Raw genomic sequence first — 23,011 nt, forward strand, 5'->3', positions numbered from 1 at the left:
ATCAATCGATGCTGATTTTCGCGTCTTTGACCACCTGTGCCCACTTCAGGCGGTCGTTGTGCACGGTTTTCTTGAACTGCTCGGGCGTTTCTATGCGGATGGCATTGCCCTGGGACTCGAAGCGCGCACGCACCTCGGGCAGCTCCAGCACCTCGCGCACGGCCTGGCTGAGCTTGGCCACGATGGCCGGGTCCGTGCCCTTGGGTGCGAAGATGCCGAACCAGATCGAGCTGTCGAAGCCCTTGGTGCCCGTCAGGCCGCTGGAGGCGATGGTGGGCACTTCCTTGATGACTTCCACGGGCTTGGCCGTGGTCACGCCCAGCAGGCGCACCTTGCCGCTCTTGTAGTGGGGCAGCACGGTCTGGACCTGGTTCATGATGCAGCAGGTCTCGCCGCGCAGCACCGAGGTGATGGCCTCGGGGCCGCCCTTGTAGGGCACGTGGACCATGTTCAGGCCCAGGCGCGCATTGAACTCGGCAAAGGCCATGTGCGTGCCCGCGCCGTTGCCCGTGGAGGCGTAGTTGTACTTGCCGGGGTTGGCCTTGATCTCGTCCACGAACTCCTTGAGGTTCTTGACGTTGATCACGTTGGGATTGATGGTCAGCACGTTGGACACATCGATCAGCGGCGCCACCGGCACGAAGTCGGTTTCCACGTCGAAGGGCAGCTTCTTGTACAGCGCCGCATTGCTGCCGTGCGTGGCGGCCGTGCCGAAGGCCAGCGTGTAGCCGTCCGGCTTGGCGCGCGCCACGATCTCGCTGGCGATGTTGCCGGCCGCTCCCGACTTGTAGTCAATGATCAGCGGCTGGCCCAGGCGCTGGGACAGCGGCTCCTGCACGCCGCGCGCGATCACGTCCACGCCCGAGCCTGCCGGGAAGCCCAGGATCATGGTCACGGGCTGGTGCGGCCACGAAGCCGCCGAATCGGCTGCCACCGCTGCGGTGGAGCCGAAGACGGCCAGGGCCGCGGCGGCGGCGGGAATCCAGGAGCGGAAAAACGAGGGGCGCATGGTGTGCAGGGAAATCCGGTGAATCAATTCCCATATTTTCCTGAGAACTTAATGAGCCACTTTTATATGCATATGTTGGTATGAAGCCAGTGTGGGCATGGCCGCAGCGCTCAGCAAAAAGCCCGCCGATGGGGCGGGCTTCATGCCGGGCGCAAGCGCCCATCAATGGCGGTAGGGGTTGTTGGGGCGGCGGTCATGGCGGTCCGGCACGCCATCGCGGTCACGGTCCCAGCGGCCGGGTGCGTAGCCCCAGCGGCCGCCGTGCTGCGACCACACGGGCTGGCGGTACACATAGCCGGGACGCGCCTTGACCCAGTGGCCGGCCACCCACGCATGGCGGTGGCCCTGCGGGCGCCAGTAGCCGGGTGCCCAGACGTAGCCGCGGCGCGGTGCAGGAACGGCCTCGTAGCGCATGGGAGGCGGCGCGCCGAACTGGACCGAGATGGCGGCGCCCGGCGCCGCATAGGTCACGTTGGCCTGGGCCTGCGCGGTGCCGGCCCATCCGGCCAGGGCCAGGGTGGCGGCGATCAGCGGTGTGCGAAGGGAAATCATGGCGGCTCCTTGTCCTTGGTTCATCGGGCTGGAGTCCTGGTGAAAGGAATCCATGACTGCATGGTGCAGGTCCATCGTCAATCCCGGGTTGCCGCGCCGCGAAGTCTTGCAATCTTGTGTATCGCCTTGGTGAAGCCTTGTTGCCAGGCGCTGCAGCGCAGGCTGCCGTCCCGCAGCCGCCGTCAGACAGTGCCTCTTCGGAGCGCCGTGAACGCAGTGAATTCCCAGCTGCGCATGGCCAGCACCAGGGTGTAGCCCTCGCGCTGGCCCGGCGGCAGGCGCTGGTCCTGCAGGTGCTGCTGGGAGAAGTCATGGGCCAGCCGCTGTATGCGTTCCACGAAGCTGGGCGCCAGATGCCGGCCGATGGAGCCGTGCACCATCAGCATGCCCTCGCCGGGCTGGTCGAAGCCGCCGCCGAAATAGTCGAGCACGGCGTTCTCGCGGAAGTACTCCATCACCGGCCCGCGCGCGCGCCAGCGGAAGGTCTTGGCCAGGCGCAGCCGGTAGCGGTTGCCGGGGCGCAGCTCGATGATGCCGATGCGGTCCAGCTGGGCCAGGTAGCGGATGCCTTCGGCCTCGGTCATGCGGTAGGTGGCCACGATCTGCTCCAGCGTCCACTGGCTGAGCACGCAGATGGCCATCAGCAGCAGCTTGCGGTCGGCGACCACGGCGTTCTCCTGCTCGGGCGTCATCTCCTGCAGCAGCGGCTGGCTGTCGGCCACGCGGCGCGCCAGGTCGGCGAAGTCCAGGCTCAGCGCGCGGCAGATGGCATCGATGCGCGACAGCGGCATGTCGCCCTTGGCCAGCATGCGCTTGACGCTGGACTCGGCCATGCCCAGGGCGCGCGCCAGGTCGGCATAGGTCATCTGGGCGGCCTTGAGTTCCTTCTTGAGGGCGATGACGAGGTCGGCAGTGGTGCTCATGGGTAGCGATTATCGATACCCGAGGTGCTGGTTTGCGCGGCGGGTGCAGAAAAACGATGCTGGAAGGGCCGATGGCTCGCCACACTCCGCCTCACTTTTCACGAGGAGCAACACATGCCATCCGTATCGATTTCACCGGCCGCCGCCCTGCGCGCGCTGTACTGGGGCGCTGCCCTGCTGCTGCTGGCCGCCTGGCTTGGCCCCGCCGTGCCGCAGCCGCAGGACTTTCACGCGTTTGCCGATCAGCGCGCCTGGGGGGCGCTGCCCCATGCGCTGGATGTGCTCAGCAACCTGGGCTTTGCCTGGGCCGCCGTGGCGGGCGCGCGCCTGCTGCTGGACCGGCGCAGCCAGGCGCTGGCGCCGGCCCTGCGCTGGCTGGCCGCGCTGTTCTTCACGGGGCTGGCGTGTTCGGCCATAGGTTCGTCCGTTTACCACTGGGCACCCCACGATGCCACCCTGGCCGGCGACCGGCTGGGCATGTCCGTGGCCTTTGCCGGCATGCTGGGGCTGGCGCTGCAATCGCGCATTGCCGACCGTGTGGCCGTGCGCGCTGCGGTGGCCATGCTGGTCGCCGCCGTGGCCTCGGTGCTGGTCTGGCTGCATGGCGGCAACCTGCTGCCCTGGGCGCTGGTGCAGGGCGGCGGCATGATGGCGGTGCTGGGCCTGGCCTGCGTGGCGCCGCGCCATGGCGCGCTGGCGCTGCGCCTGGGCGTGGTGATTGCCTGGTATGGGGCGGCCAAGCTGCTGGAGTGGGGCGATGCGGCCGTCTTCGAGGCCACGGGCGGGCTGGTGTCCGGCCACAGCCTCAAGCATGTGGCGGCGGCGGCCGCCGCCCTGCCCGTGATCGCCGCGCTGCGTGCGGCCGGCACGGCGCGCATGGCCAGTACGGGCACAATGTGCGCCGATGCGTGCGGCCACGGCGGCGCCACCAACCGTTGAGGGAAGACAAGATGTTCCAGCAAGAGACCGGCAGCCCGTCTGCCCCCACCGCAACGGCCGGCGCCGTGCCATCGGCCGCGCACGAGCACCCCAACCAGTTCGCCCTGCTGGGCCAGCGGCGCTTTGCGCCGTTCTTCTGGACGCAGTTCTCGGGGGCGGCCAACGACAACCTGTTCAAGTTCGCGCTCACCGTGATGGTGACCTACCAGCTCAGCGTCTCCTGGCTGCCTTCGGCCATGGCGGGGCTGGTGATCGGGGCGCTGTTCATCCTGCCGTTCCTGCTGTTCTCGGCCACCTCGGGCCAGCTGACGGACAAGTGGGACAAGACGCGCATGTTCCGCCTGGTCAAGAACCTGGAAATCGCCATCATGGCGCTGGCCGCCTGGGGCTTCATCCAGGCCAATGTGCCGCTGCTGCTGGGCTGCGTCTTCCTGATGGGCCTGCACTCCACGCTGTTCGGCCCCGTGAAATTCGCCTACCTGCCCCAGGTGCTCAGCGAGCGCGAGCTGACGGGCGGCAACGGCATGGTGGAGATGGGCACCTTCGTGGCCATCTTGCTGGGCAACGTGGCAGGCGGCCTGCTGGTGGCCGTGCCCGAGGTGGGCCATATGCAGGTGGCCGTGGCCTGCCTGGCGCTGGCGGTGATCGGGCGGATCTTTGCGCAGTTCATCCCCAATGCGCCGGCCACCGACCCGCACCTGGTCATCAACTGGAACCCCTTCACCGAAACCTGGCGCAACCTGCAGCTGGCCCGCGAGCAGCCCGCCGTGTTCCGCTCGCTGCTGGGCATCAGCTGGATGTGGTTCTTCGGCGCCGTGTTCCTCGCCCAGTTCCCCAGCTTTGCCAAGGAGGTGCTGCATGGCGACGAGCATGTGGCCTCGCTGCTGCTGGTGGTGTTCTCTGTGGGTATCGGCACGGGCTCGCTGCTGTGCGAGGTGTTCAGCCGCCGCCATGTGGAGATCGGCCTGGTGCCGCTGGGCGCCATCGGCATGAGCGTGTTCGCCGTGGACCTGTTCTTTGCCTCGCGCGCGCTGCCGGCCTCCGAGCTGATGGGCGTGGGTGCCTTTTTTGCCCAGCCCGCGCACTGGCGTGTGATGGCCGACCTGGGCATGCTGGCCCTGTCGGCCGGCATCTACAGCGTGCCCATGTACGCGCTGATCCAGATGCGCAGCCAGCCCACGCACCGCGCGCGGATCATCGCGGCCAACAACATCCTCAACGCGCTGTTCATGATCGCCTCCAGCGTGCTGGCCGGCGCGCTGCTGGCGGCGGGCTTCAGCATTCCCCAGGTGTTCCTGATCACGGGCATTGCCAATGCCGTGGTGGCGGCCTACATCTTCTTGCTGGTGCCCGAGTACCTGCTGCGCTTCGTGGCCTGGGTGGCCTCGCGCTTCGTGTACCGCTTCAAGGTGCAGGGCGACGAGCACATTCCGGCCACCGGCGCGGCCATCCTGGCCTGCAACCATGTGAGCTTTGTCGATGCCGTGCTGCTCATGGCCGCCAGCCCCCGGCCCATCTACTTTCTGATGGACCACCGCATCTTCCGCGTGCCCGTGCTGGGCTGGCTGTTCCGCCTGGCCAAGGCCATCCCCGTCGCGCCCCAGAAGGAAGATCCCGCCACCTACGAGGCAGCCTTCGAGCGCGCCGCCCAGGTGCTGCGCGAGGGTGATCTGCTGGCCATCTTCCCCGAGGGCGGCATCACGCGCGACGGGCAGCTGCAGGAGTTCCGGGGCGGCATCATGAAGATCGTCGAGCGCGCCCAGGCCGATGGCCTGCAGGTGCCCGTGGTCCCCATGGCGCTGACCAATCTCTGGGGCTCGTACTTCAGCCGCATCGAGCAGGGCGGCGCCATGGTGCGGCCCTTCCGCCGTGGCCTGTTCAACCGCGTGGGCCTGAACGTGGGCCAGCCCATGGCCCAGGCCGAGGTGCAGCCCGCGCTGCTGCGCGAGCGCGTGCAGCGGCTGCTGGCGGCTTAAGAGGGGTTCTGTTCCTCTACCGTGAAGCTCAGGCCGGCATTGGCCTTGAGCCTGGCGATGAGCGCGTTGCCCATGGCGGGCGCCGTGGTCCAGATGCCGCCGGGCGTGTCCGGGGCGTCCTGCAGCAGGCAGACGGCTGCCTCGGTGATCATCTTGGACGTGGAGCCGTAGCCCGGATCGCGGTCGCCCTTGACGCCCACGCGCAGGCTGTGGCCGGCCGTGTCGGTGCCGATGAACAGCACGTCGTAGAAGCCCGATTCACGCTCTTCGCGCGATGGCCCCTCGCCAGGCTGGGGGCCGTCGTCCGCGCCCAGCGACTTGTCGGCCGCCACGGCGTTGGCCAGGGCCTCGCCCTTTTCGCCCGCACCTGTGACCATCATCTCGTCGTAGACAAAGTCGGCGCCATAGGCATGGCCCAGCAGAAAGTTGGAGCGGTGCACGTTGCGCGTGTTGATGGCCGCCATCACGAAGGGCGCCACCCACAGGCCCAGCACCTCGTCCACCATGGGCTTGCTGCCGGACGGTTGGCGCGGGCCCTCGAAGCCCGGCGTGAGCGAGAACGGATTGCGCAGCAGCTCCAGCACGCCCGGCTGGGCGGCGGCCGCCGCCATGGTGGCCTTGAGGCTGGCTGCCGTGCCGCCCGAGAACGTGCCCTTCATCTTGCGCACCCGGCCCCGCACGCGCTGGGCGGGCTGGCCGAAGCGGGCCTGCATCTCTCGCTGCAGCATGAACACGCCCAGGTCGAAGGGAATGGAATCGAAGCCGCAGGAGAACACGATGCGCGCGCCGCTGGCCCGGGCTGCGGCCTCGTGGGCATCGATCATCTGGCGCATCCACGCTGGCTCGCCGCACAGGTCCACATAGTCCACGCCGGCGCTGGCGCAGGCGGCCACGAGTTCGTTTCCGTAGAGCTGGTAGGGGCCGACCGTGGTCAGCACCAGGCGGGTCTGCTCCATCAGCGCCTGCAGGCTTGCGGGATTGCCGGTGTCGGTCACCACCAGCGGGGTATCGGCGGGCGCGCCCAGCTCGTCGCGCACGGCCGCGAGCTTGGCGGCATTGCGCCCGCCCATGGCCCAGCGCAGGCCGCTGCCTGCGGGGTAGCGCCTGAGCAGGTACTCCACCACCAGCCGGCCCGTGAAGCCGGTGGCGCCGTGGACGACGAGGTCAAAGGGTTTGGTCATGGGAGATCTCCATCAATCAGCGTGGCGAACGTGCGATTGCCCGCTGCACTGCAGCCGGGGTGGGCGCATTGTCTGTGGCGCGCCGCAGGGTTCCTGTCGCCCAGGTGCCGTGCCCGATGTCCTGTGTGCTGGTGTCACATGCAGGAACTTTTTGGGGTGTAAACAACAGTCAAAAACTTGAAAAGTACCGTTTGAAGATACTCGATGGCCTGTGTATGGCCACTGTTACGGTTGAATGCAGACACGCAAGTTACGTCTGGGCACCATGCGTCCCGTGTTCAACCAATGCCCTTGAGGGGCACCTCGGCAAATGTCCTCTTCTCCCATCGTCGTTCAGCGTGATACCCGGGCCTGGCAACTGCAGGTGTGGGTGTCGTTCGGCATTGCGGTCTCGCTGTGCGCCATCGGCCTGGCATGGCTGCCCGGCGAGCAGCTGGAGCAGGCCTTCATGGTGATGGGCTATGTGTTCTGCCTCTCGGCCGCCTTCGTGCTGGCCAAGTTCGTGCGGGACAACGAGGGCGGCCGCAGCGGCGCAGGCGACACGCCCATGTGGAAGCTGGTGGTCTGGGGCGGCTTTGCCGTGTCCATGGCGCTGACCGGCTGGGGGCTGGTGAGCATGGACATCAACGTGACCTACAAGGCCTTCCTGGGCGTGAGCTGGCTCTATCTCATCACCACCGCCTTCACGCTGGCCAAGATGCTGCGTGACCGCCACGAGGCCGACCTGGCGCAGGCCCGCATGCATGGCCGCCGCGAGGCCGCGCAACCGGCCGACGCCGAGTGATGTCCACCCCTTCCCCGCATTTCCAGGAGTCCAAGCAATGATGGTCAACCAATCCGTTTTCGCGCGCCTGCCGCGTGCCCTGCTGGCCGCTGGTGCGCTGTGCGCAGCCCTGGCCATGGCGCCTGCCCATGCGCAAAGCGAGGCCTCGGTGGCGCTGTCCATGCTGCCCGTGGCCTCCGTGGTGGGCACGGCTTCGGTGGCTTCGGCGGCCGCTGGCGCCGTGGTGGCCGTGCCTGCCGCTTTGTCGGTGGGCGGCGCGGTGCTGACCGTGAAGGCGGTGCAGGCCTCGGCCACGGGCACGGTCTACCTGCTGGAGCGTGCCTCCGACGGCGCCCAGGCCAGCGTGGAAGTGGTGGGGCGGGGCGCCTCCGCCTCGGCTTACGCCGTGGGCACGGTGCTGACCTGCAGCGTGATCGGCACGGGCGTCATCATCTCGGCCGCCGGCAAGGTGCTGGCCTTCATTCCCAACGAGATGGGCAAGGCCCTGCTGCACAACGAACGCCTGTGATGACCGCCATGAAACCGCTGCTTTCTCCTTCCCCTGCAGCCCGTGCCGCCTGCCTGGGCCTGCTGCTGGCCGCCGCGCTGGGCACGGCCCATGCAGGGCGCAGCTGCGAGGACAAGCCCCTCACCCCCCAATCCCTGCAAAAGGGCCTGGACCTGGCCCAGCGCACATCCCAGGCGCTGGATGCCGAATACGCGAAGAACGGCACCCGTGTCGTGCTGCTGGCGCGCGTGGGCCAGGACCTGAGCAAGTACGACCTGCACTACTCGCACTACGGCTGGGCCTACAGGACCCCCGAAGGCCCCTGGCGCGTGGCGCACAAACTCAACGAATGCGGCACGGCCGGCGGCCATGTCTACCGCCAGGGCCTGGGCGAGTTCTTCCTGGACGACCTGTGGCGCTACGAGGCCGGCGTTCAGGTGCCCACGCCCGCCGTGCAGCAGGCGCTGTGGACCTTTCTGACCCAGCCCCAGACCGTGCTGCGCCTGCAGCACGAGCCCTACAGCATGGTCAGCTACGCCTGGGGGCAGCGCTACCAGCAGTCCAACCAGTGGGCCACCGAAACCCTGGCCGCCGCCATGGAGCCGGCCACGGTGCAGCGGCGCCAGCAGGCCCAGGCCTGGCTGCAGTTCAAGGGCTACGAGCCGGGTGTGCTGGTCATCCGCGCGCTGTCGCGGCTGGGCGGGCGCGTGACGGCCGCCAACATCGCCTTCGACGACCATCCCAACGACAAGCGCTATGCCAGCCGCATAGAGACCGTGACCGTGGAATCGGTGACGCAGTGGCTGCAGCGCAGCCAGCTGGCGGGTCCGGTGCGCGTGCTGCCCTGAGTCGGACCGGCTCTTTCTCCGCCTGCGGTCTTCCTCGGCCGCAGGCCACTGAAACAGGAGTTTCCCCATGAGCAAGGCCCTGCGTCTGCCCGAGAAATGGTTCCGCCGAGGCCTGTGGCTGGTGGCGGTGGTGTTCGCGTCCTTCCTCATCGGCCTGGGCGGCCTGGTGGTGGGCGACCTGCCCCAGGTCGAGTCGCCGCGCACGGTGGAGGACTTCATCGCGCCCGAGGCGGCCGAGCCCGTGAAGGCCGAGATCAAGGCCGCCGATGCCGACCACGACAAGGCGGAAACGGCGCTGGAGAACGCACGGCTCAAGTACCAGGCCGCGCAGTCGCGCTACCGCTCGGCGCGCGAGACCTTCGACAACTGGGTGGCCACGCGCCGTGCCACCGCCCGGCCCGAGCAGGACAGCGAGCTGCTGTCGCGCACCCAGGCGCTCGATGCCATCAAGCAGGAAGAGAACACCGCCCGCGCCTCCGTGGAGCGGCTGCAGGATACGAGCCTGCGGGCGCGGCAGCGCCTGGACGCGGCCAACCGCCAATGGGACGATCTGCGCGACGGTGCCATGGAATCCTGGCGCACGGAGATGCGCGCCGTCGAGCTGCGTGTCTTTCTCTACCGCCTGGCGCTGACCCTGCCGCTGCTGCTGGCGGCCGGCTGGCTGTTCGCCAAACAGCGCAAGAGCACCTGGTGGCCCTTCGTCTGGGGATTCATCTTCTTTGCGCTGTTCGCTTTCTTCGTTGAACTTGTGCCGTACCTGCCCGACTACGGCGGCTACGTGCGCTATGTGGTCGGTATCGTGGTGACGGTGCTGCTGGGGCGCGCGGCCATCCTGGGCCTGAACCGCTATCTTGAAAGGCAAAAGCAGCAGGAATCGCTGCCGGAGACGCAGCGGCGCCAGGAACTGGGCTACGACGTGGCCCTGGCCCGCCTGGCCAAGGGCGTGTGCCCGGGCTGCGAGCGCCCCGTGGATCTGAAGGACGGCGCCATCGACTTCTGTCCCCACTGCGGCATCGGCCTGTTCGACCGCTGCGGCAGCTGCAACACCCGCAAGAGCGCCTTTGTACGCTTTTGCCACAGCTGCGGCGCCCAGGCCGATGGCCACGGCAGGAAGGCGGGCGCGGTGCTGCCCCGGGCGCAGGAGCCCGGGCCGGCGCCAGGCTGAGCCGGCCTGGCTGTCAGGGGCTCCAAGCCCCTTGAAGCTGCACGGGGTTGTGGTACACCATGGCTTGCGCGCTCGGCCGGGGCGCAGATGTCTTCAGCGAGGATGCCATGTCACGCCAGCTGCCGTATCCCCCACAACACACGCCAGCGCAACCCGCCCACCCACCGGCCGGCGGGTCCGCCCATGTCCTTCCCCTTGCGGCCTGGGCCGTGGGGGCGGCCCTTCTGGCAGGTCATGTGCTGGCGGGCCCTTCTTCATGGAAAGCATGGGCGGCCTACGCCGCGCTGTCGGCATTGGCCGGCATGGCCTGGATCTGGCGCTGCCATGCAGCCGGCTTGCCGCTGACCCGGACGCTGCGCGGCCATGGCTGGATACAGGCCACGATGGCCTTGCTGCTGGCGGCATGGCAGCCGACCCTGGCCTGGGCTTGTGCCCTGCTGTGGCTGGCGGCCGTCGCCTGGCTGCCCTGGGATGGCGAGCGCGAGCAGGCGCTGCATCTGCCCACGGGCCAGGTGGTGGTGCTGTGCGCCATGCTGGCCATGCTCTGCGCCGTGGTGGTGGCCAGGCCCATGCCGCAGATGGCGCCGGGCCCGGTCGCCGTGCGCATCCTGTGGCTGGCCAGCGTGCTGCTGCCGCTGGCCGTGCATGCGCTGGCGCTGTGGCAGGCGCTGAGCCGCATGCAGCGCCAGTACACCGAGGAGCTGGCGCAGCTGTCGAGCTATTGCGGCCAACTGGCCGACGATGTGCAGCAGTTGCAAAAACGCGTGGGCTCGCTGCAATTGCCCACGGGGCGCGACACACTCACCGGCGTGGCCAATTACGCGCGATTGATGGATGTCGTCGATGGCCTGCGCGAACGCCATGCCCGCAAGCCCGAGCCGTTTTGCGTGGTGCTGCTGGAGCTGGACCCGTGGGTGGAGCGCGTGGGTGTTCACCAGGCCTACAAGGGCCCCTCGCTGCAGGACCGCGTGCTGCTCATGCTCAGCGGCCTGCTGGTCACGCATCTGCGCACCGTGGACGGCATAGGCCGCTACCGCGACGACACCTTCATGCTGGTGATGCCCGATACCGCCTCGGTCCAGGCCGTCTGGGCCCTGCAGCGCGTGCGCGAGGGTGTGCGCCAGCAGCGCTGGAGCGAAACGCCCATCCCCGATCCCGACAAGGACCCGCTGACCCTGACCCTGGCCGTGGCGGAGTTCCAGGCGGGCGAGACCTCGGAGCGGCTGGTGCAGCGGGCCGAGGCAGCCCTGTTGCATGGCCGCGCCTGCGGGCGCAACCAGATCGTGGTGGCCGAGGATGTGCGGCCGCCGCGCGCGTCCTAGACGCACAGCCTGCGATAGGGCCTGTTCATCCCCTGCGGGGGAGCGCGCTCCTCGGGATTTCCCGGATGCGGTCACAATGGGCGCCCATCGGGGCCGCCGGCCCGCCGCGCTTCATTGCATGCCCGTGCTTTCCTCCATTTCCCGGAATCTTCCCGACCGCCTCCTTTGGGGGCCGAAGCCGGCGTCACCGCTGGTGGACGAGGCGCTGCACCTGGAGCGCTGGAAACGCCGCACCTGGCAGCTGCACATCTCCGTGCTGCTCAGCCATCTCTATGCGCTGCTGCTGTTCCTGGGCCATGCATGGGCCGGCTACGCGCCCTGGCCCGTGGTGCTGGGCTATGGACTGTGGGTGGCGGCCGGCATGGGCTTCATCACCTGGGCCTATGCCAGCGACTGGTGCCACAAGCTGCGCGATCCGGGCATGTTCCTCACGCACCAGCTGGTGTCCATCATCGGCGTGCTGGGCATGGTCATGGCGGCACCCGCGCTGGCGTTCCAGTCGATGGTGATGCTGATCGCCTTCAGCGCCGACGGTTTTCTCGCACGCAGCCGCACCAGCTTCTGGCTGACGTGGATAGGTACCCTTGTTGCCGTGGCCGCCATCATCTGTTGGCGGGGTCCGCTGATGCGCATGACCACGGACACGGCTGCGGGCCAGCTGCTGGCCTTCGGCGTGGTGCTGGGGGCCGTGGTGCGCTGCAGCGTGCAGGCGACCTTCTTTCGCAGCATGCAGTACCGGCTGGGCATCGCCAATGACAAGCTGGCCGCTGCGCTGGCGCAGATCGAGGCCTTGCTGCGCCATGACGACCTGACCGGCGTCAGCAATCGGCGCGGCGTGATGGAGCGGCTGCACGAAGTGCGCACCGCCGCCCAGGAGCGTGGCGAGGTGCTGTGCGTGGCGTTGCTGGACATAGACCACTTCAAGCGCATCAACGACAGCTTTGGCCATGAAGGCGGCGACCGCGTGTTGCGCGCTTTCGGCGCGCTGCTGAAGTCGCAGCTGCGCAGTACAGATGGCGTGGGCCGCTATGGCGGCGAGGAATTCCTGCTGGTGCTGCCGGACACCGGCCTTGCCCAGGCCGGCGAATTGCTGGAGCGCCTGCGCCTGCGCATTGCCGAGGCTCCGTGGACGCACACCCTGGGCGAGGGCGCCCGCGTCACCTGCACGCTGGGCGCGGCGCAGTACCGCACGGGCGAATCGGTGGAGGCCACCATCGCGCGCGCCGATGCGGCGCTGTACCGAGGCAAGGCCCAGGGCCGCAACTGCACGGTGCTGGAGCCGCAACAGACCCCGCAGGCCTTGAGCGGCGCCCCGGCCCCCCGGACTGATGCCGGAATGCCTGACCGCTTGTGAGTGCAGCTCACGACGAGTGACAGAAAACATCGTTATTCATGCGCACCGATCGTCCATAGCATCGGCATCCATGCTCGGAATGGACAAGGGTGCAAATATGAACCAATGGTTCGCTGAAATCGCCGGCAACGGGCCCGAGGGCGCTGGCATCGTGGTGTCTGCGCAAGGCTGGGATAGGCATCTGCAGTCCGGCCCCCGCCAGTTGCAGGCCGGCCCGCTCCGCGCCGAACTGGCCGACGGCGGCCTGCGCAATGTCCGCTATGGCGGCGTCGACATCCTGCGCTCCATGGCCTTTGTGGCGCGCGACGGACAGGGTGACCGCTGTGTGCATGGCGCGGGCGAACTGAGCCTGCGCGAGCGGGCCGGCCGCTTCGAGGCCTTCTACGAAACGGTGGTGGACTGCGAGGAGCTGAGCCTGGCCTGGCGCGTGCGCATCGTGGGTTCGGCGCGCGGACTGAGCTTCACGTGCTGGGCGCGTGCCCAGGGGGATGTCGACGGCGGCCTGCAGCGGGGCCTGCGCGCCGGGCGGGCGGGCCTGGAACTGGTGTATCCGCTCAAGGTCCTGGCTGGCCGGCCCGTGCATGTCCAGCATGTCGATGGCAGCGCCGAAACCACCGTGCTGCCCGAGCCCGATGCGCTGCAGCGCCTGTCGCAGCTGTCTGGCATCGCCCATGAGCCCGCACCGGGCCTGCAGGTGGATTGCCGCCTGGAAGGCGCCGAGTTCGAGATGCTGGGCCAGCGCTGTGGCGGCAAGGCCTTTTTCCGGCTGCAGCCGCGCGCGTTGTCTCCTTCGCCCTCCTACCCGTTGACCCGGGGCCGGACCCTGGTGCAGATGGCGGGCCTCTCGTTTGTCTCGCCCGGCGCCCTGCAGTAGCACCGCAAGCAGCGCCTGGCCAGGCCTGGCCGGGTCAGCCTGTGCCTTGCAGGCGGGCGGCCTGCACGGTGGCCTCCAGCAGCTTTCTCTCCCTTTGCAGGTGGGCGGTGAACTGGGCTTGCTCCATGACCATGGGCTTGAAGCCGGCCTCGGCCAGCTTGCGCACCAGTTCCGGCTCGGCCAGCACGGCGGCGGTCTCCCGGGCCAGGCGCTCTGCAATGCGGGCATCGGTGCGGGCTGGCAGCAGCAGGCCTTGCCAGGCTTCGACATCGAACGCCTGCCAGACCGCCGTGTCCGACAGGCTGGGTGTCTGCGGCAAGGTGGCGGCCCGCTGGCGCGATGTCACCCCCAGGCCGCGCAGCTTGCCCTCGCGCACGAAGGACTGGACCAGGGCCACGGGCAGCACGGCCAGGTCGATCTGCCCGCCTGCCAGCTCGGTCAGCGCCTGCGGGCCGGATTTGTAGGGCACATGCGTCCATGACAGGCCGGCCTGCTGCTGGAGCATTTCGGCCGTCAGGTGCAGGCTGGTGCCCACGCCGTCGGTGCCCACGGTCAGCCGGCCCGGTTGCTGGCGTGACAGCTGCACCAGCTCGGCCGCCGTGGCGGCCGGCAGGTCGGGGCGGCCTGCCAGCACGAAGGCCGAAGAGGCCACGGGCGCCACGGGCAGCAGCTCCCTGAGGCCGTCATAGCGAAAGCGTTCTGGCGAGACCAGCGGCGCGATCAGCACGCAGCTGGCCACGCCAAACAGCACGGTGTGCCCGTCGGGCCGGGCCTTGATGACACGCTGGGTGGCGATGGTGCCCGAGGCGCCCACCGTGTTCTCTATGACCACGGGCTGGTGCAGCCGCTCGGCCAGCCTCGGCATGACCAGGCGTGCGGCCACGTCCACGCTGCCGCCTGGCGAAAAGGGCACCACCACGGTCAGCGGCTGGCTGGGCCAGGCGTCGGCCCCAGCCGTGGAGGCGCGGGCTGCCGGCGAAAGCCAGGGCGCGCCCAGCATCCAGGCCGCCAGTTGCCTGCGGTTGAGGCTCATGCCAGCCTCCCGGCAGCGCCCAGCCAGGGCAGCTGGTCCGCGTGGTAGCGCCAGGTCTGGAACACGCTGTTGAGCCGGCCGGGGCCGGTGCGGCGCGCTGCGGCATCGGGATACTCGGCGAACCAGGGCAGGATGTATTCCCAGACCACTTCCCCCGCAGGCGTGACCTCGAAGAGCCGGCCCGTGGCCGATTCGGTGATGTGGGTGTTGCCGTTCCACAGGCGCTGGGCATTGCCCATGAAGGCGGTGTAGAAGGCGTTGACCATCTCGTCCTGGTAGCTCCAGACCACGCGGTGGTCGGCCGGATCGATCTCCACCACGCGCGAGAAGGCCACGTGGGCGCCTTCGCGGAAGTTGCCGTTGTCGAAGGCCAGGATGTGGCCGTTGTCCAGCGCCACGGGCGCATGCTGGTGCGAGACCACCGACGGCGGAATGTGCAGCGTCACCGCGCCGCTGGCCTTGTCCACGGCAATGATGCCGGAGGTGGTGCGCAGGCTCATGAGCACGCTGCCGTCGGCCCTCACGCCCAGCCCGTTGACCAGCGGCCAGTGGTAGCGGCCGAAGCCCGGGTGGATGGGGAAGTCCTCGGGCGCCAAGTGCTCCCAGGCCTTCCATTCCCAGACCAGGCGGCCGCTGCGGTCCACCTCGCGGATCACGTCGCCGTACATCACCTCGCCGGGCCCGTGCGCGGTGCCGCCGGGCACGCGCTCGGCAAAGCCCGCAGGCACGGGCGCGCAGGCGGCGTAGAGCAGATGGCCGTTGGGCAGCCACTGCGCGTCATGGTGGTGGTCCGGGTCCTCGTGGCGCCAGACGATCTCGCCCTGCGGCGTGACCTCGTAGAAATCGCCACCATGCCACATGGACCACGGCGCATAGCGGTCTGGCGAGCGGGGGTGGTTGCCGTTGTAGCCCAGGTTGCCGTTGGGCAGGATCACGGCGTGCCGGCCCGCGCGCACGGGCAGCTTCCATTCATGGGCCACGCGGCCTTCGATGTCCACCAGGTAGACATGGCCGTCGGCCGTCTGCGGCGCGATCAGGGTGTAGCCGCCGGCCGAGAGGGCGGGGTCGTGGGCGATGAGTCCGACGCCGCGGCGGCGCTGGGTGACTTGGTCTACGGTGCTTGCCATGGGCTGCTTTCAAAGGAGGCCGGGAATGAGCGCCACTCTAGGCAGTCGCAAGCGTCAGGAATAGCTGTTTGTTTTGGATGAGGTGTCAGATAAAAATTTACACTCCGCGCCATGCCCGCAATCTCCCAGGCCTTTCGCTGTTTTGACGAGGTGGCGCGCCGTGGCTCGGTGCGCAAGGCCGCCGTCACGCTGCACCTGACGGCGGCCGCCGTGAACCAGCAAATCCTCAATCTGGAGGCCCAGGTCGGCGTGCCGCTGTTCGACCGCCTGCCGCGCGGCATGCAGCTGACAACGGCCGGGGAGCTGATGCTGGCGGCCGTGCGGCGCAGCCAGCGTGACTTCGACAACGCGCTGGCCCAGGTGGAGGACCTGCGCGCCCTGCGCCGGGGCCATGTGCGCGTGGGCGTGTCCCATGCCACGGCCGAGTACCTGCTGCCCCTGGTGATCGCCAGCCTGCACGGGCGCTATCCGGGCATCACCTTCAGCGTGCGTTCGGGCACGGGCGAGGAGCTGCTGCGCGGCGTGGCGCAGGGCGAGATCGACGTGGCCTATTGCCTGCGCCGCCCGCCGCCGCCCGGCGTGCAGGAGGTGCGCGCCTGGCCCCAGCCGCTGGGCGCGGTGATGGCCCCCGGCCATCCGCTGGCCACCGAGCCGCGCCTGCTGCGCCTGCGCGATTGCGTGGACTATCCGCTGATCCTGATGGCGCCGGGCATGGAGTTGCGCAGCATGCTGGAGCAGATGGACAGCGCGGCCCTGCACCAGCAGCGGCCGCTGGTGGAGACCAGCTCCGTGCCCATGGTGCGGCGCCTGGTGGCCGGCAGCACGGCCCTGGGATTCCTGGTGCCCGACAACGTGGCCGAGGATGTGGCGGCCGGCCGCCTGCTCTGGCGGCCCCTGCACGACGCAGGTGCGCAGTTGCCCGGCTGCCTGTACCAGCGCATCGGCTACACCAAGGCAGCCGCCATGCGGCTGTTTCTGGACGAGCTGGAGCGCGTGGCCGACGAGATGCGCGCCGGCTTCGAGACCGGCGTGTCCTGGTCGCTCAAGGACCTGGCGACCTGAGCGACCCTGGCCAGCTGAGTGACCTGAACGTTCGGCTGCGGGGCGTCAGACGCCCCGGGCGCGCTCGGCCTTGAAGCGTGCGCGCATTTCAGTGAAGTTGCCCGCCTCCAGCGCATTGCGCACTTCCTGCATCAGGTTCAGGTAGTAGTGCAGGTTGTGGATGGTGGTGAGCATGGGGCCCAGCATCTCGCCGCAGCGGTCCAGGTGGTGCAGGTAGGCGCGCGAGAAGCCGTCGCGTCCGCCTTGCTCCCAGCTCACGCCGCTGGTGCCTGCGCAGGCATGGCAGGTGCAGCTGGGGTCCAGCGGCTGGTGGTCGGTCTTGTGGCGCGCATTGCGGATCTTCAGGTCGCCATAGCGCGTGAAGATGGTGCCGTTGCGCGCATTGCGCGTGGGCATGACGCAGTCGAACATGTCCACGCCGTCGGCCACGCCCTGCACCAGGTCCTCGGGCGTGCCCACGCCCATCAGGTAGCGCGGCTTGTGGGCCGGCAGGCGGTGGGGCGTGTGGGCCATGATGGCCAGCATCTCGTCCTTGGGCTCGCCCACCGAGACGCCGCCCACGGCGTAGCCGGGGAAGTCCATCTCGACCAGGGCCTGCAGCGATTCCTCGCGCAGGTTCTCGTACATGCCGCCCTGCACGATGCCGAACAGCGCATTGGGGTTGCCCAGGCGCTGGAACTCGTCGCTGGAGCGCTTGGCCCAGCGGCGGCTCATCTCCATGCTCTTGCGCGCCTCGGCCTCGGTGGTCTTGTGGCCGTTGGTCTCGTAGGGCGTGCATTCGTCCAGCTGCATGACGATGTCCGAGTTCAGCACGGTCTGGATCTGCATGCTGACTTCGGGCGACATGAACAGCTTGTCGCCGTTGACCGGGCTGGCGAAGTGCACGCCTTCCTCGGTGATCTTGCGCATGGCGCCCAGGCTCCAGACCTGGAATCCGCCCGAGTCGGTGAGGATGGGCTTGTCCCACTTCTCGAAGCCGTGCAGGCCGCCGAAGCTCTGCATGATGTCCAGCCCCGGGCGCATCCACAGGTGGAAGGTGTTGCCCAGGATGATCTGCGCGCCCATCTCCTGCAGGCTGCGCGGCATCACGCCCTTGACGGTGCCATAGGTGCCCACGGGCATGAAGATGGGTGTCTGCACCACGCCGTGGTTGAGCGTGAGCTGGCCGCGGCGCGCGTGGCTGGAGGGATCGGTCTTGAGCAGGTCGAATTGCAGCATAGCCCTCCATTGTCCCAGATGGCCGCATGTGCGTGTCGGACGCTCCGTGACTGTCCCCGGAGCCCGTCTGGCTTAGCCGGCCCGCGTCTACACTGGGGTGGTTGCGATTCGCCAGCTACAAAAAAGGAGGTCCGCATGCTGAAGATCATGATTGCCGTCGATGGGTCCGAGCCCTCGCTGGATGCCGTGCACCACGCCATCTCCCTGGTGCGCCAGGGCCTGCAGGCGCATTTCGTGCTGGCCCATGTGCAGCAGGAGGCCTCGCTGTTCGAGCTGGCCACGCAGGACTCGGACATGATTGCCGCCGCCAGCGTGGACGCCGGCATGCACCTGGTGGCGCCGGCCGTGGCCCTGGTGCGGGCGGCCGGCATTTCCTACGAGGTGGAGATCGGCCTGGGCGAACCCGCCGCCGCGCTGGCCGACATTGCCGAGAGCACGGGCTGCGAGCAGATCATCATCGGCGCACTGGGCCAGGGCGGCCTGCGGCGCGTGCTGATCGGCTCGGTCTCGCGCGAGGTGGCACGCAACAGCCGGCTGCCCGTGACCATCGTCAAGCATGCCGAGCCGCAAGATGAAGAAGGGGAAGAGGACCTGGGTCCCGAGTGAGGGGGGGCGGGCGCGCGCGGGCTTTCAGGCGGCCCGCCGTTGCTGGCCCTGGTGGGACTGGTGCCGGCCTGCATGGGCGCCGTAAGCTCCGTAGGCACCATGAGCGTGCGCATGCGCGTGGGGTTGCAGCTTGCCGTGCGGCAGGCTGGCCAGGCGCTGGAACATGCGGCGGCAGTAGCCGCGTATTCCCAGGCATTTGTTGATCTCATCCACCGGCAGGGGTCCGGAGACCACGACGATGCTGTCGGCTTGGTCCCAGTCGCCGGCCGCGCGCAGCCGCCTGCGCGTGCACAGCGCCCAGGCATGGATGCGCGTGGGCGAGCCATGCTCATGGACCTGGCCCGTGACCAGGTCGAAGGCAATGGCCACCAGCTCGGTCCTGAGCCGGCAGCGGCGCTCGCCCGTGATGGCACTGGGCGTCTCGCGCATGTCGTACAGGCAGTAACTGCCGGCCTTGAGCTGGTATTGCAAATCCATGGCGGACCTCCGCGGTTCGTTCTGGGGCGGGTTCCGGGCCTGCCTGAAAAGGCCCGGGGCATCGGCGCATTCTGACGCATGGCCCCGGCCGCTGGCAATGCAGCCAGCGGGGCGGGGCTTCCCCGCGAAGGGCAAGCGGCAAAGCGTGCCCGCGAGGGCCGGCCTTCTAGAAGTCCAGAAGGCTGAAGCCCACGCTGAGCACGGTGCGCTTGTAGTTGTAATCGATCAGGCTGTCACCGTATCCGCTGAAAAGCTGGACATGCAGGCGCAAATTGCTCTTGCCACCGTTCCATCCTTCGCCTAGGGTGCGCAGCCATTCGACGCGGCCGGAGCCGCGGCCCTGGCCCAGCGAGCCGCGCGCAGTGAAGCCCAGATAGTTCTGTGCATTGACGTTCCAGCCCAGTTTCACCTCGCCCCGGCCTATGTAGTCCTGGATGCGCGGGTTGTCGTCGTGCTCGGCGCTTTCGCGGATGCGCTGCCAGGCCTTGGCGTGCAGCTGCCAGCGGTTGTCCAGCTCGAAGCCGGTCATCAGATACCAGCGGTTCCAGCTGCGCGACAGCGGATCGCTCTGGCCGTTGGACTGGTGCACCAGTCCCACGCCGCTGTAGCGCCAGCGCCAGCCGAAGGGCAGCCGGGCATCGGTGGGGTAGACGTAGAAGATCTCGGGCTCGTGGTCCGTGTTGCGGAAGGGCCGCGAGATGGCGGGGCTGAACAGCTGCCAGTACGACTGCTGGGTGTAGCCGACCCACAGCGAGTCCTTGCCCGCCGAGGTGCTGCCGGTCAGCAGGCCCTGGGCGACCTTGGTGCGCACGGACAGCTGCACGCGCATTTCCTCGGTCTTGTAGGGCTGCGACTGCGCAGGGTCCTTGCCGGGCGTGGTGGGCTGCCGGTTGACATGGTCGGCCGTCACCACGGACACGGACATGGGCCGATAGCCGCGGAAGCTGAAGGTGCCGCAGTCGCTGCCCGGTTCCAGCTCGTAGTAGCGCGACAGCTCGCTGTAGCGCGGGTCGCGGCAGCCGCCGTTGGTGGGGGTGGTGGGCAGCGCCAGGCCCTGGCCGCTGTCGGCCGTCACCACGGGGGCGGGCGTGGGCAGGGCGCCAGGATCGGCTGCGGCGCTGGCGGCCGGAGCACTCCAGCCGGTGGCCGGCGGCGCGGTCAGCGGTTGCTGCTGCTGTGCCCAGGTGTCGAAGCAGGCCAGGCGAGACTGGTTGTCCGTGGTGGCGGCGCACTGGCGCCAGGCGTCCTCGGACAGGGGGCGGGGCGCGGTCTGCGCCTGGGCGCCGAGCCAGGGCGTGGCGCCCAGGCCCATGGCCAGGGCCCACTGCAGGGGTGTCGGCGTGCGGCTTGGGCGCTTGCGGCGATCCAGGTGTGGAGGATTCGTCATGGCTTGGGTCCGGTGATGGAAGGAGCGAAGAGTAAGGGGTAATGAGTGAAGAGGCAGCAGGGGCTCGTGTGCAGGCTCGGGGGCCGGTCAGGGCGCGAGCTTGCGCAGCACGAAGGGCCGGGGCGCGACATCCTCGCCTTCGAGGTAGTTGCCGCGGATCTCGCGGGCGCAGCTGCCTTCGACGACATCGCCCAGCCAGGTGGCGGTGATGCGCTTGCCGTCGGCGCTTTCTTCCAGCGTGATGTGGTCATCGGCCACGTCGCCGACCATGGGCCGGGTGTCTGCGCCGCGCGCGATCGTGCCCTTGACGTTGCCCTTCCACTGGGGGTGCGGCCCCAGCTGCAGGCGCACGGGCTGGGCCTGGCCTTCGACCGTGCCTGTCCATTCGCCCTGCAGCTGGCTGTCCTTCATTTCCTCGCCCTCGGGGCATGAGAGAGGGGGCTGTGCGGAGGCTGTGCGGGCGGCCTTGGGTGCGGCCTTGGCCTGGGCGGTGGACTGTGGGGTGGCCTGGGCAGTGGGCTGCAAGGCGGTGCTGGAGCAGGCGGCGGTCACGGCCACCAGCGCCAGGCTGAGAACGGGGCGGTAAAAACGCATGCGGTGTCTTTCGGGGAATCAGGAGTCGGCGGGCGTGGACTGCTGTGCCTTGAGCGCGAACTCGGCGCGCAGCTGGCGCAGCTTCTCGCGCGGGTCTTCGCGCGAGGTGGCGGCGTCCAGGCCCATTTCCTTGATGAAGCGGCTGGGCAGGGTGGAGACCATCTCGCGGCCCTTCTTGCGGCGCTTGGTCCAGCTCACGGCCAGCGATCGCCGGGCGCGCGTGATGCCCACGTACATGAGGCGGCGCTCTTCCTGCAGGCGCTGGGCGGTCTCGTCGCTGACCTTTTGCTGGCGGCCATCGTCGTCGTCGAGCTTGAAGGGCAGCATGCCCTCGGTCACGCCGACCAGCATCACATGCGGCCACTCCAGGCCCTTGGAGGCGTGCAGCGTGGACAGGATGACCATGTCCTGCTCCTTCTCGCGCTCGCTGATGGTGGACAGCAGGGCGATGTTGCGCGCCACCTCCAGCAGGCTCTTGACCTCGGTGTGCGTGGTCGTTCCCGCCGCATCCTCGATCTGGCCGCCGGCGCGCTGGGCCATCCAGTCGCAGAACTCCAGCACGTTGCTCCAGCGCGCGGCGGCCACCGATTCGCTGTCCTCGCTGTCATAGAGGTACTGCTCGTAGCCGATCTCCTTGAGCCAGTCGAGCATGAAGCCGCGCGACTGCTCGGCGCCCAGCGTGTGGCGGGCGCGGTATTCGAGGTCGTTGATGTAGCGGCCGAACTCCAGCAGGCTGTCATGCGCCTTCTTGGGCAGGGCCGCTTCCAGCATGTGCGCGAACAGGGCGCCGAACATGCTGAGCTTGTGCTGCGAGGAAAACTCGCCCAGCTTGCCCAGCGTGGTGTGGCCTATGCCGCGCTTGGGCGTGCCGATGGCGCGCAGGAAGGCGGGGTCGTCGTCGTTGTTGATCCACAGCCGGAACCAGGCGCACAGGTCCTTGATCTCGGCGCGGTCGAAGAAGCTGGTGCCGCCCGAGACCTTGTAGGGAATGTTGGCCTTGCGCAAGGCCTTCTCGAAGGGCTTGGCCTGGTGGTTGGCGCGGTAGAGGATGGCGAAATCCTTCCAGTCCGGCGGCGGGTTGCTGGCCGCGCGCAGGCTCTGGATGCGGGCCACGGCGCGCTCGGCCTCGTGCTCCTCGGTGTCGCAGTCCACGATGCGCACGGGCTCGCCTTCGCCCAGCTCCGAGAACAGCGTCTTCGGATAGAGCTTGGGGTTGGGCTGGATCACGTTGTTGGCCGCACGCAGGATGGCCGAGGTGGAGCGGTAGTTCTGCTCCAGCTTGATCACCTTGAGCTGCGGGAACTCCACCGGCAGCTTCTTGAGGTTGTCCAGCGTGGCGCCGCGCCAGCCGTAGATGCTCTGGTCGTCGTCGCCCACGGCCGTGAAGTGGGCCCGGCTGCCCACCAGCAGCTTGAGCAGCTCGTACTGCGTGGCGTTGGTGTCCTGGTATTCGTCCACCAGCACATGGCCCAGCAGGCGCTGCCATTTCTCGCGCACCTCGGCGTGGTTCTTGAGCAGGCGCATGGGCATGCCGATCAGGTCGTCGAAGTCCACGCTCTGGTAGGCGGTCAGGCGCTCTTCGTAGCGCTGCATGATCAGCGCCGTGCTGCGTTCGTTGTCGTCCTGGGCCATGGCCAGGGCCTTGCGGCTGTCCCAGCCGGCGTTCTTCCAGTTGCTGATGGTCCATTGCCACTGGCGCGCCGTGGCCAGGTCGGTGGTGCCGCCCGAGCAGTCCTTGAGGATGCCCGTCACGTCGTCGGCATCCAGGATGCTGAACTGGGGCTTGAGGCCCAGCACATGGCCGTCCTCGCGCACCATGCGCACGCCCAGGGCGTGGAAGGTGCAGACCAGCACATCCTTGGCCTGTCGGCCGATGAGGCCGGCCGCGCGCTCGCGCATTTCGGCCGCTGCCTTGTTGGTGAAGGTGATGGCTGCGATGCGCCGTGGCGCCATGCCCGTCTCGATCAGGCGTCCGATCTTGTGCGTGATCACGCGTGTCTTGCCCGAGCCCGCGCCGGCCAGGACCAGGCAGGGGCCTTCGGTGTAGTGGACGGCCTGGAGCTGGGCCAGATTGAGTCCTGCGGACATGGGTG

At 68.7% G+C, this 23,011-nt stretch carries 22 protein-coding genes; 11 read left to right on the forward strand and 11 right to left on the reverse strand.

Going from position 1 to position 23,011, the window contains the following annotated elements; translation table 11 throughout:
- Position 1: 1 nt before the first annotated feature.
- The 3 genes from ACRSCF_RS02560 to ACRSCF_RS02570 all read right to left on the reverse strand — a co-directional run bounded on the left by ACRSCF_RS02560 (position 2) and on the right by ACRSCF_RS02570 (position 2,484).
- Positions 2 to 1,009, reverse strand: coding sequence for a Bug family tripartite tricarboxylate transporter substrate binding protein (locus ACRSCF_RS02560; protein WP_034368821.1), 1,008 nt, complete (start codon positions 1,007 to 1,009; stop codon positions 2 to 4).
- 162 nt (positions 1,010 to 1,171) lie between these two features.
- On the reverse strand, positions 1,172 to 1,561 hold the full coding sequence (locus ACRSCF_RS02565; protein ID WP_012202466.1) for a YXWGXW repeat-containing protein: 390 nt from the start codon (positions 1,559 to 1,561) through the stop codon (positions 1,172 to 1,174).
- 182 nt (positions 1,562 to 1,743) lie between these two features.
- Positions 1,744 to 2,484, reverse strand: coding sequence for a helix-turn-helix domain-containing protein (locus tag ACRSCF_RS02570; protein ID WP_012202467.1), 741 nt, complete (start codon positions 2,482 to 2,484; stop codon positions 1,744 to 1,746).
- Positions 2,485 to 2,598: 114 nt separating this feature from the next.
- Here ACRSCF_RS02570 and ACRSCF_RS02575 point away from each other — a divergent pair, with 114 nt between their 5' ends.
- Positions 2,599 to 3,423, forward strand: a complete 825-nt coding sequence (locus ACRSCF_RS02575) for a hypothetical protein (RefSeq protein WP_034368819.1) — start codon at positions 2,599 to 2,601, stop codon at positions 3,421 to 3,423.
- Positions 3,424 to 3,434: 11 nt separating this feature from the next.
- The gene (locus tag ACRSCF_RS02580) at positions 3,435 to 5,399 is read left to right on the forward strand and encodes an MFS transporter (RefSeq protein WP_034368816.1); all 1,965 of its coding nucleotides are present in this window, start codon (positions 3,435 to 3,437) and stop codon (positions 5,397 to 5,399) included.
- On the opposite strand, the gene ACRSCF_RS02585 is transcribed toward ACRSCF_RS02580, so the two are convergent.
- Positions 5,396 to 6,580, reverse strand: a complete 1,185-nt coding sequence (locus ACRSCF_RS02585; protein ID WP_034368814.1) for a saccharopine dehydrogenase family protein — start codon at positions 6,578 to 6,580, stop codon at positions 5,396 to 5,398. The genes ACRSCF_RS02580 and ACRSCF_RS02585 overlap by 4 nt on opposite strands.
- 310 nt (positions 6,581 to 6,890) lie before the next feature.
- Between ACRSCF_RS02585 and ACRSCF_RS02590 the strand changes: the two genes are divergently transcribed.
- The 7 genes from ACRSCF_RS02590 to ACRSCF_RS02620 all read left to right on the forward strand — a co-directional run bounded on the left by ACRSCF_RS02590 (position 6,891) and on the right by ACRSCF_RS02620 (position 13,414).
- Positions 6,891 to 7,364, forward strand: coding sequence for a YiaA/YiaB family inner membrane protein (locus tag ACRSCF_RS02590; RefSeq protein WP_012202471.1), 474 nt, complete (start codon positions 6,891 to 6,893; stop codon positions 7,362 to 7,364).
- Positions 7,365 to 7,401: 37 nt separating this feature from the next.
- Positions 7,402 to 7,872 carry a hypothetical protein gene (locus ACRSCF_RS02595; RefSeq protein WP_016454497.1) on the forward strand — a complete coding sequence of 157 codons (471 nt, stop codon included), beginning with the start codon at positions 7,402 to 7,404 and terminating at the stop codon, positions 7,870 to 7,872.
- 8 nt (positions 7,873 to 7,880) lie between these two features.
- Positions 7,881 to 8,699, forward strand: coding sequence for a DUF2145 domain-containing protein (locus tag ACRSCF_RS02600; protein ID WP_016450358.1), 819 nt, complete (start codon positions 7,881 to 7,883; stop codon positions 8,697 to 8,699).
- Between the two features lie 67 nt (positions 8,700 to 8,766).
- The gene (locus ACRSCF_RS02605) at positions 8,767 to 9,864 is read left to right on the forward strand and encodes a zinc ribbon domain-containing protein (protein WP_034369029.1); all 1,098 of its coding nucleotides are present in this window, start codon (positions 8,767 to 8,769) and stop codon (positions 9,862 to 9,864) included.
- A 107-nt stretch (positions 9,865 to 9,971) separates the two neighbouring features.
- Positions 9,972 to 11,186 carry a GGDEF domain-containing protein gene (locus ACRSCF_RS02610; RefSeq protein ID WP_016450360.1) on the forward strand — a complete coding sequence of 405 codons (1,215 nt, stop codon included), beginning with the start codon at positions 9,972 to 9,974 and terminating at the stop codon, positions 11,184 to 11,186.
- A 193-nt stretch (positions 11,187 to 11,379) separates the two neighbouring features.
- Positions 11,380 to 12,540, forward strand: coding sequence for a GGDEF domain-containing protein (locus ACRSCF_RS02615; protein WP_034369027.1), 1,161 nt, complete (start codon positions 11,380 to 11,382; stop codon positions 12,538 to 12,540).
- Between the two features lie 97 nt (positions 12,541 to 12,637).
- A complete protein-coding gene (locus ACRSCF_RS02620; RefSeq protein WP_017406527.1) occupies positions 12,638 to 13,414 on the forward strand; it encodes a hypothetical protein in 777 nt (258 codons plus the stop codon).
- A gap of 34 nt (positions 13,415 to 13,448) precedes the next feature.
- Here ACRSCF_RS02620 and ACRSCF_RS02625 read toward each other — a convergent pair whose 3' ends face one another.
- On the reverse strand, positions 13,449 to 14,447 hold the full coding sequence (locus ACRSCF_RS02625) for a Bug family tripartite tricarboxylate transporter substrate binding protein (RefSeq protein WP_016454503.1): 999 nt from the start codon (positions 14,445 to 14,447) through the stop codon (positions 13,449 to 13,451).
- Entirely contained in the window at positions 14,444 to 15,574 is a 1,131-nt protein-coding gene (locus tag ACRSCF_RS02630; protein WP_034369025.1) for an aryl-sulfate sulfotransferase, read from the reverse strand. Before ACRSCF_RS02630 ends, ACRSCF_RS02625 begins: the two co-directional genes overlap by 4 nt.
- A gap of 111 nt (positions 15,575 to 15,685) precedes the next feature.
- On the opposite strand from ACRSCF_RS02630, the gene ACRSCF_RS02635 reads away from it, so the two are divergent.
- Entirely contained in the window at positions 15,686 to 16,636 is a 951-nt protein-coding gene (locus ACRSCF_RS02635; RefSeq protein WP_012202480.1) for a LysR family transcriptional regulator, read from the forward strand.
- 45 nt (positions 16,637 to 16,681) lie between these two features.
- Here the strand turns inward: ACRSCF_RS02635 and tgt are convergent, their stop codons facing one another.
- Entirely contained in the window at positions 16,682 to 17,854 is a 1,173-nt protein-coding gene (gene tgt, locus ACRSCF_RS02640) for a tRNA guanosine(34) transglycosylase Tgt (protein ID WP_012202481.1), read from the reverse strand.
- A 135-nt stretch (positions 17,855 to 17,989) separates the two neighbouring features.
- Here tgt and ACRSCF_RS02645 point away from each other — a divergent pair, with 135 nt between their 5' ends.
- Positions 17,990 to 18,460, forward strand: a complete 471-nt coding sequence (locus ACRSCF_RS02645; protein ID WP_012202482.1) for a universal stress protein — start codon at positions 17,990 to 17,992, stop codon at positions 18,458 to 18,460.
- A 24-nt stretch (positions 18,461 to 18,484) separates the two neighbouring features.
- On the opposite strand, the gene ACRSCF_RS02650 is transcribed toward ACRSCF_RS02645, so the two are convergent.
- The 4 genes from ACRSCF_RS02650 to ACRSCF_RS02665 all read right to left on the reverse strand — a co-directional run bounded on the left by ACRSCF_RS02650 (position 18,485) and on the right by ACRSCF_RS02665 (position 23,006).
- Entirely contained in the window at positions 18,485 to 18,937 is a 453-nt protein-coding gene (locus ACRSCF_RS02650; protein ID WP_012202483.1) for a hypothetical protein, read from the reverse strand.
- A 166-nt stretch (positions 18,938 to 19,103) separates the two neighbouring features.
- On the reverse strand, positions 19,104 to 20,324 hold the full coding sequence (locus tag ACRSCF_RS02655; RefSeq protein WP_016450369.1) for a phospholipase A: 1,221 nt from the start codon (positions 20,322 to 20,324) through the stop codon (positions 19,104 to 19,106).
- Positions 20,325 to 20,411: 87 nt separating this feature from the next.
- Entirely contained in the window at positions 20,412 to 20,918 is a 507-nt protein-coding gene (locus tag ACRSCF_RS02660) for a hypothetical protein (protein ID WP_034368701.1), read from the reverse strand.
- Positions 20,919 to 20,936: 18 nt separating this feature from the next.
- Positions 20,937 to 23,006 carry an ATP-dependent helicase gene (locus ACRSCF_RS02665; RefSeq protein WP_016450371.1) on the reverse strand — a complete coding sequence of 690 codons (2,070 nt, stop codon included), beginning with the start codon at positions 23,004 to 23,006 and terminating at the stop codon, positions 20,937 to 20,939.
- Between the last annotated feature and the right edge of the window lie 5 nt (positions 23,007 to 23,011).

It is taken from the genome of Delftia sp. 11MD, assembly GCF_050907895.1.
Lineage (GTDB): Bacteria > Pseudomonadota > Gammaproteobacteria > Burkholderiales > Burkholderiaceae_C > Comamonas > Comamonas tsuruhatensis.

Coding starts and splice junctions, on each gene's coding strand:
- ACRSCF_RS02560 (WP_034368821.1), bottom strand. CDS start 1,009: ATGCGCCCCTCGTTTTTCCGCTCCTGGATTCCCGCCGCCGCCGCGGCC.
- ACRSCF_RS02565 (WP_012202466.1), bottom strand. CDS start 1,561: ATGATTTCCCTTCGCACACCGCTGATCGCCGCCACCCTGGCCCTGGCC.
- ACRSCF_RS02570 (WP_012202467.1), bottom strand. CDS start 2,484: ATGAGCACCACTGCCGACCTCGTCATCGCCCTCAAGAAGGAACTCAAG.
- ACRSCF_RS02575 (WP_034368819.1), top strand. CDS start 2,599: ATGCCATCCGTATCGATTTCACCGGCCGCCGCCCTGCGCGCGCTGTAC.
- ACRSCF_RS02580 (WP_034368816.1), top strand. CDS start 3,435: ATGTTCCAGCAAGAGACCGGCAGCCCGTCTGCCCCCACCGCAACGGCC.
- ACRSCF_RS02585 (WP_034368814.1), bottom strand. CDS start 6,580: ATGACCAAACCCTTTGACCTCGTCGTCCACGGCGCCACCGGCTTCACG.
- ACRSCF_RS02590 (WP_012202471.1), top strand. CDS start 6,891: ATGTCCTCTTCTCCCATCGTCGTTCAGCGTGATACCCGGGCCTGGCAA.
- ACRSCF_RS02595 (WP_016454497.1), top strand. CDS start 7,402: ATGATGGTCAACCAATCCGTTTTCGCGCGCCTGCCGCGTGCCCTGCTG.
- ACRSCF_RS02600 (WP_016450358.1), top strand. CDS start 7,881: ATGAAACCGCTGCTTTCTCCTTCCCCTGCAGCCCGTGCCGCCTGCCTG.
- ACRSCF_RS02605 (WP_034369029.1), top strand. CDS start 8,767: ATGAGCAAGGCCCTGCGTCTGCCCGAGAAATGGTTCCGCCGAGGCCTG.
- ACRSCF_RS02610 (WP_016450360.1), top strand. CDS start 9,972: ATGTCACGCCAGCTGCCGTATCCCCCACAACACACGCCAGCGCAACCC.
- ACRSCF_RS02620 (WP_017406527.1), top strand. CDS start 12,638: ATGAACCAATGGTTCGCTGAAATCGCCGGCAACGGGCCCGAGGGCGCT.
- ACRSCF_RS02625 (WP_016454503.1), bottom strand. CDS start 14,447: ATGAGCCTCAACCGCAGGCAACTGGCGGCCTGGATGCTGGGCGCGCCC.
- ACRSCF_RS02630 (WP_034369025.1), bottom strand. CDS start 15,574: ATGGCAAGCACCGTAGACCAAGTCACCCAGCGCCGCCGCGGCGTCGGA.
- ACRSCF_RS02635 (WP_012202480.1), top strand. CDS start 15,686: ATGCCCGCAATCTCCCAGGCCTTTCGCTGTTTTGACGAGGTGGCGCGC.
- tgt (WP_012202481.1), bottom strand. CDS start 17,854: ATGCTGCAATTCGACCTGCTCAAGACCGATCCCTCCAGCCACGCGCGC.
- ACRSCF_RS02645 (WP_012202482.1), top strand. CDS start 17,990: ATGCTGAAGATCATGATTGCCGTCGATGGGTCCGAGCCCTCGCTGGAT.
- ACRSCF_RS02650 (WP_012202483.1), bottom strand. CDS start 18,937: ATGGATTTGCAATACCAGCTCAAGGCCGGCAGTTACTGCCTGTACGAC.
- ACRSCF_RS02655 (WP_016450369.1), bottom strand. CDS start 20,324: ATGACGAATCCTCCACACCTGGATCGCCGCAAGCGCCCAAGCCGCACG.
- ACRSCF_RS02660 (WP_034368701.1), bottom strand. CDS start 20,918: ATGCGTTTTTACCGCCCCGTTCTCAGCCTGGCGCTGGTGGCCGTGACC.
- ACRSCF_RS02665 (WP_016450371.1), bottom strand. CDS start 23,006: ATGTCCGCAGGACTCAATCTGGCCCAGCTCCAGGCCGTCCACTACACC.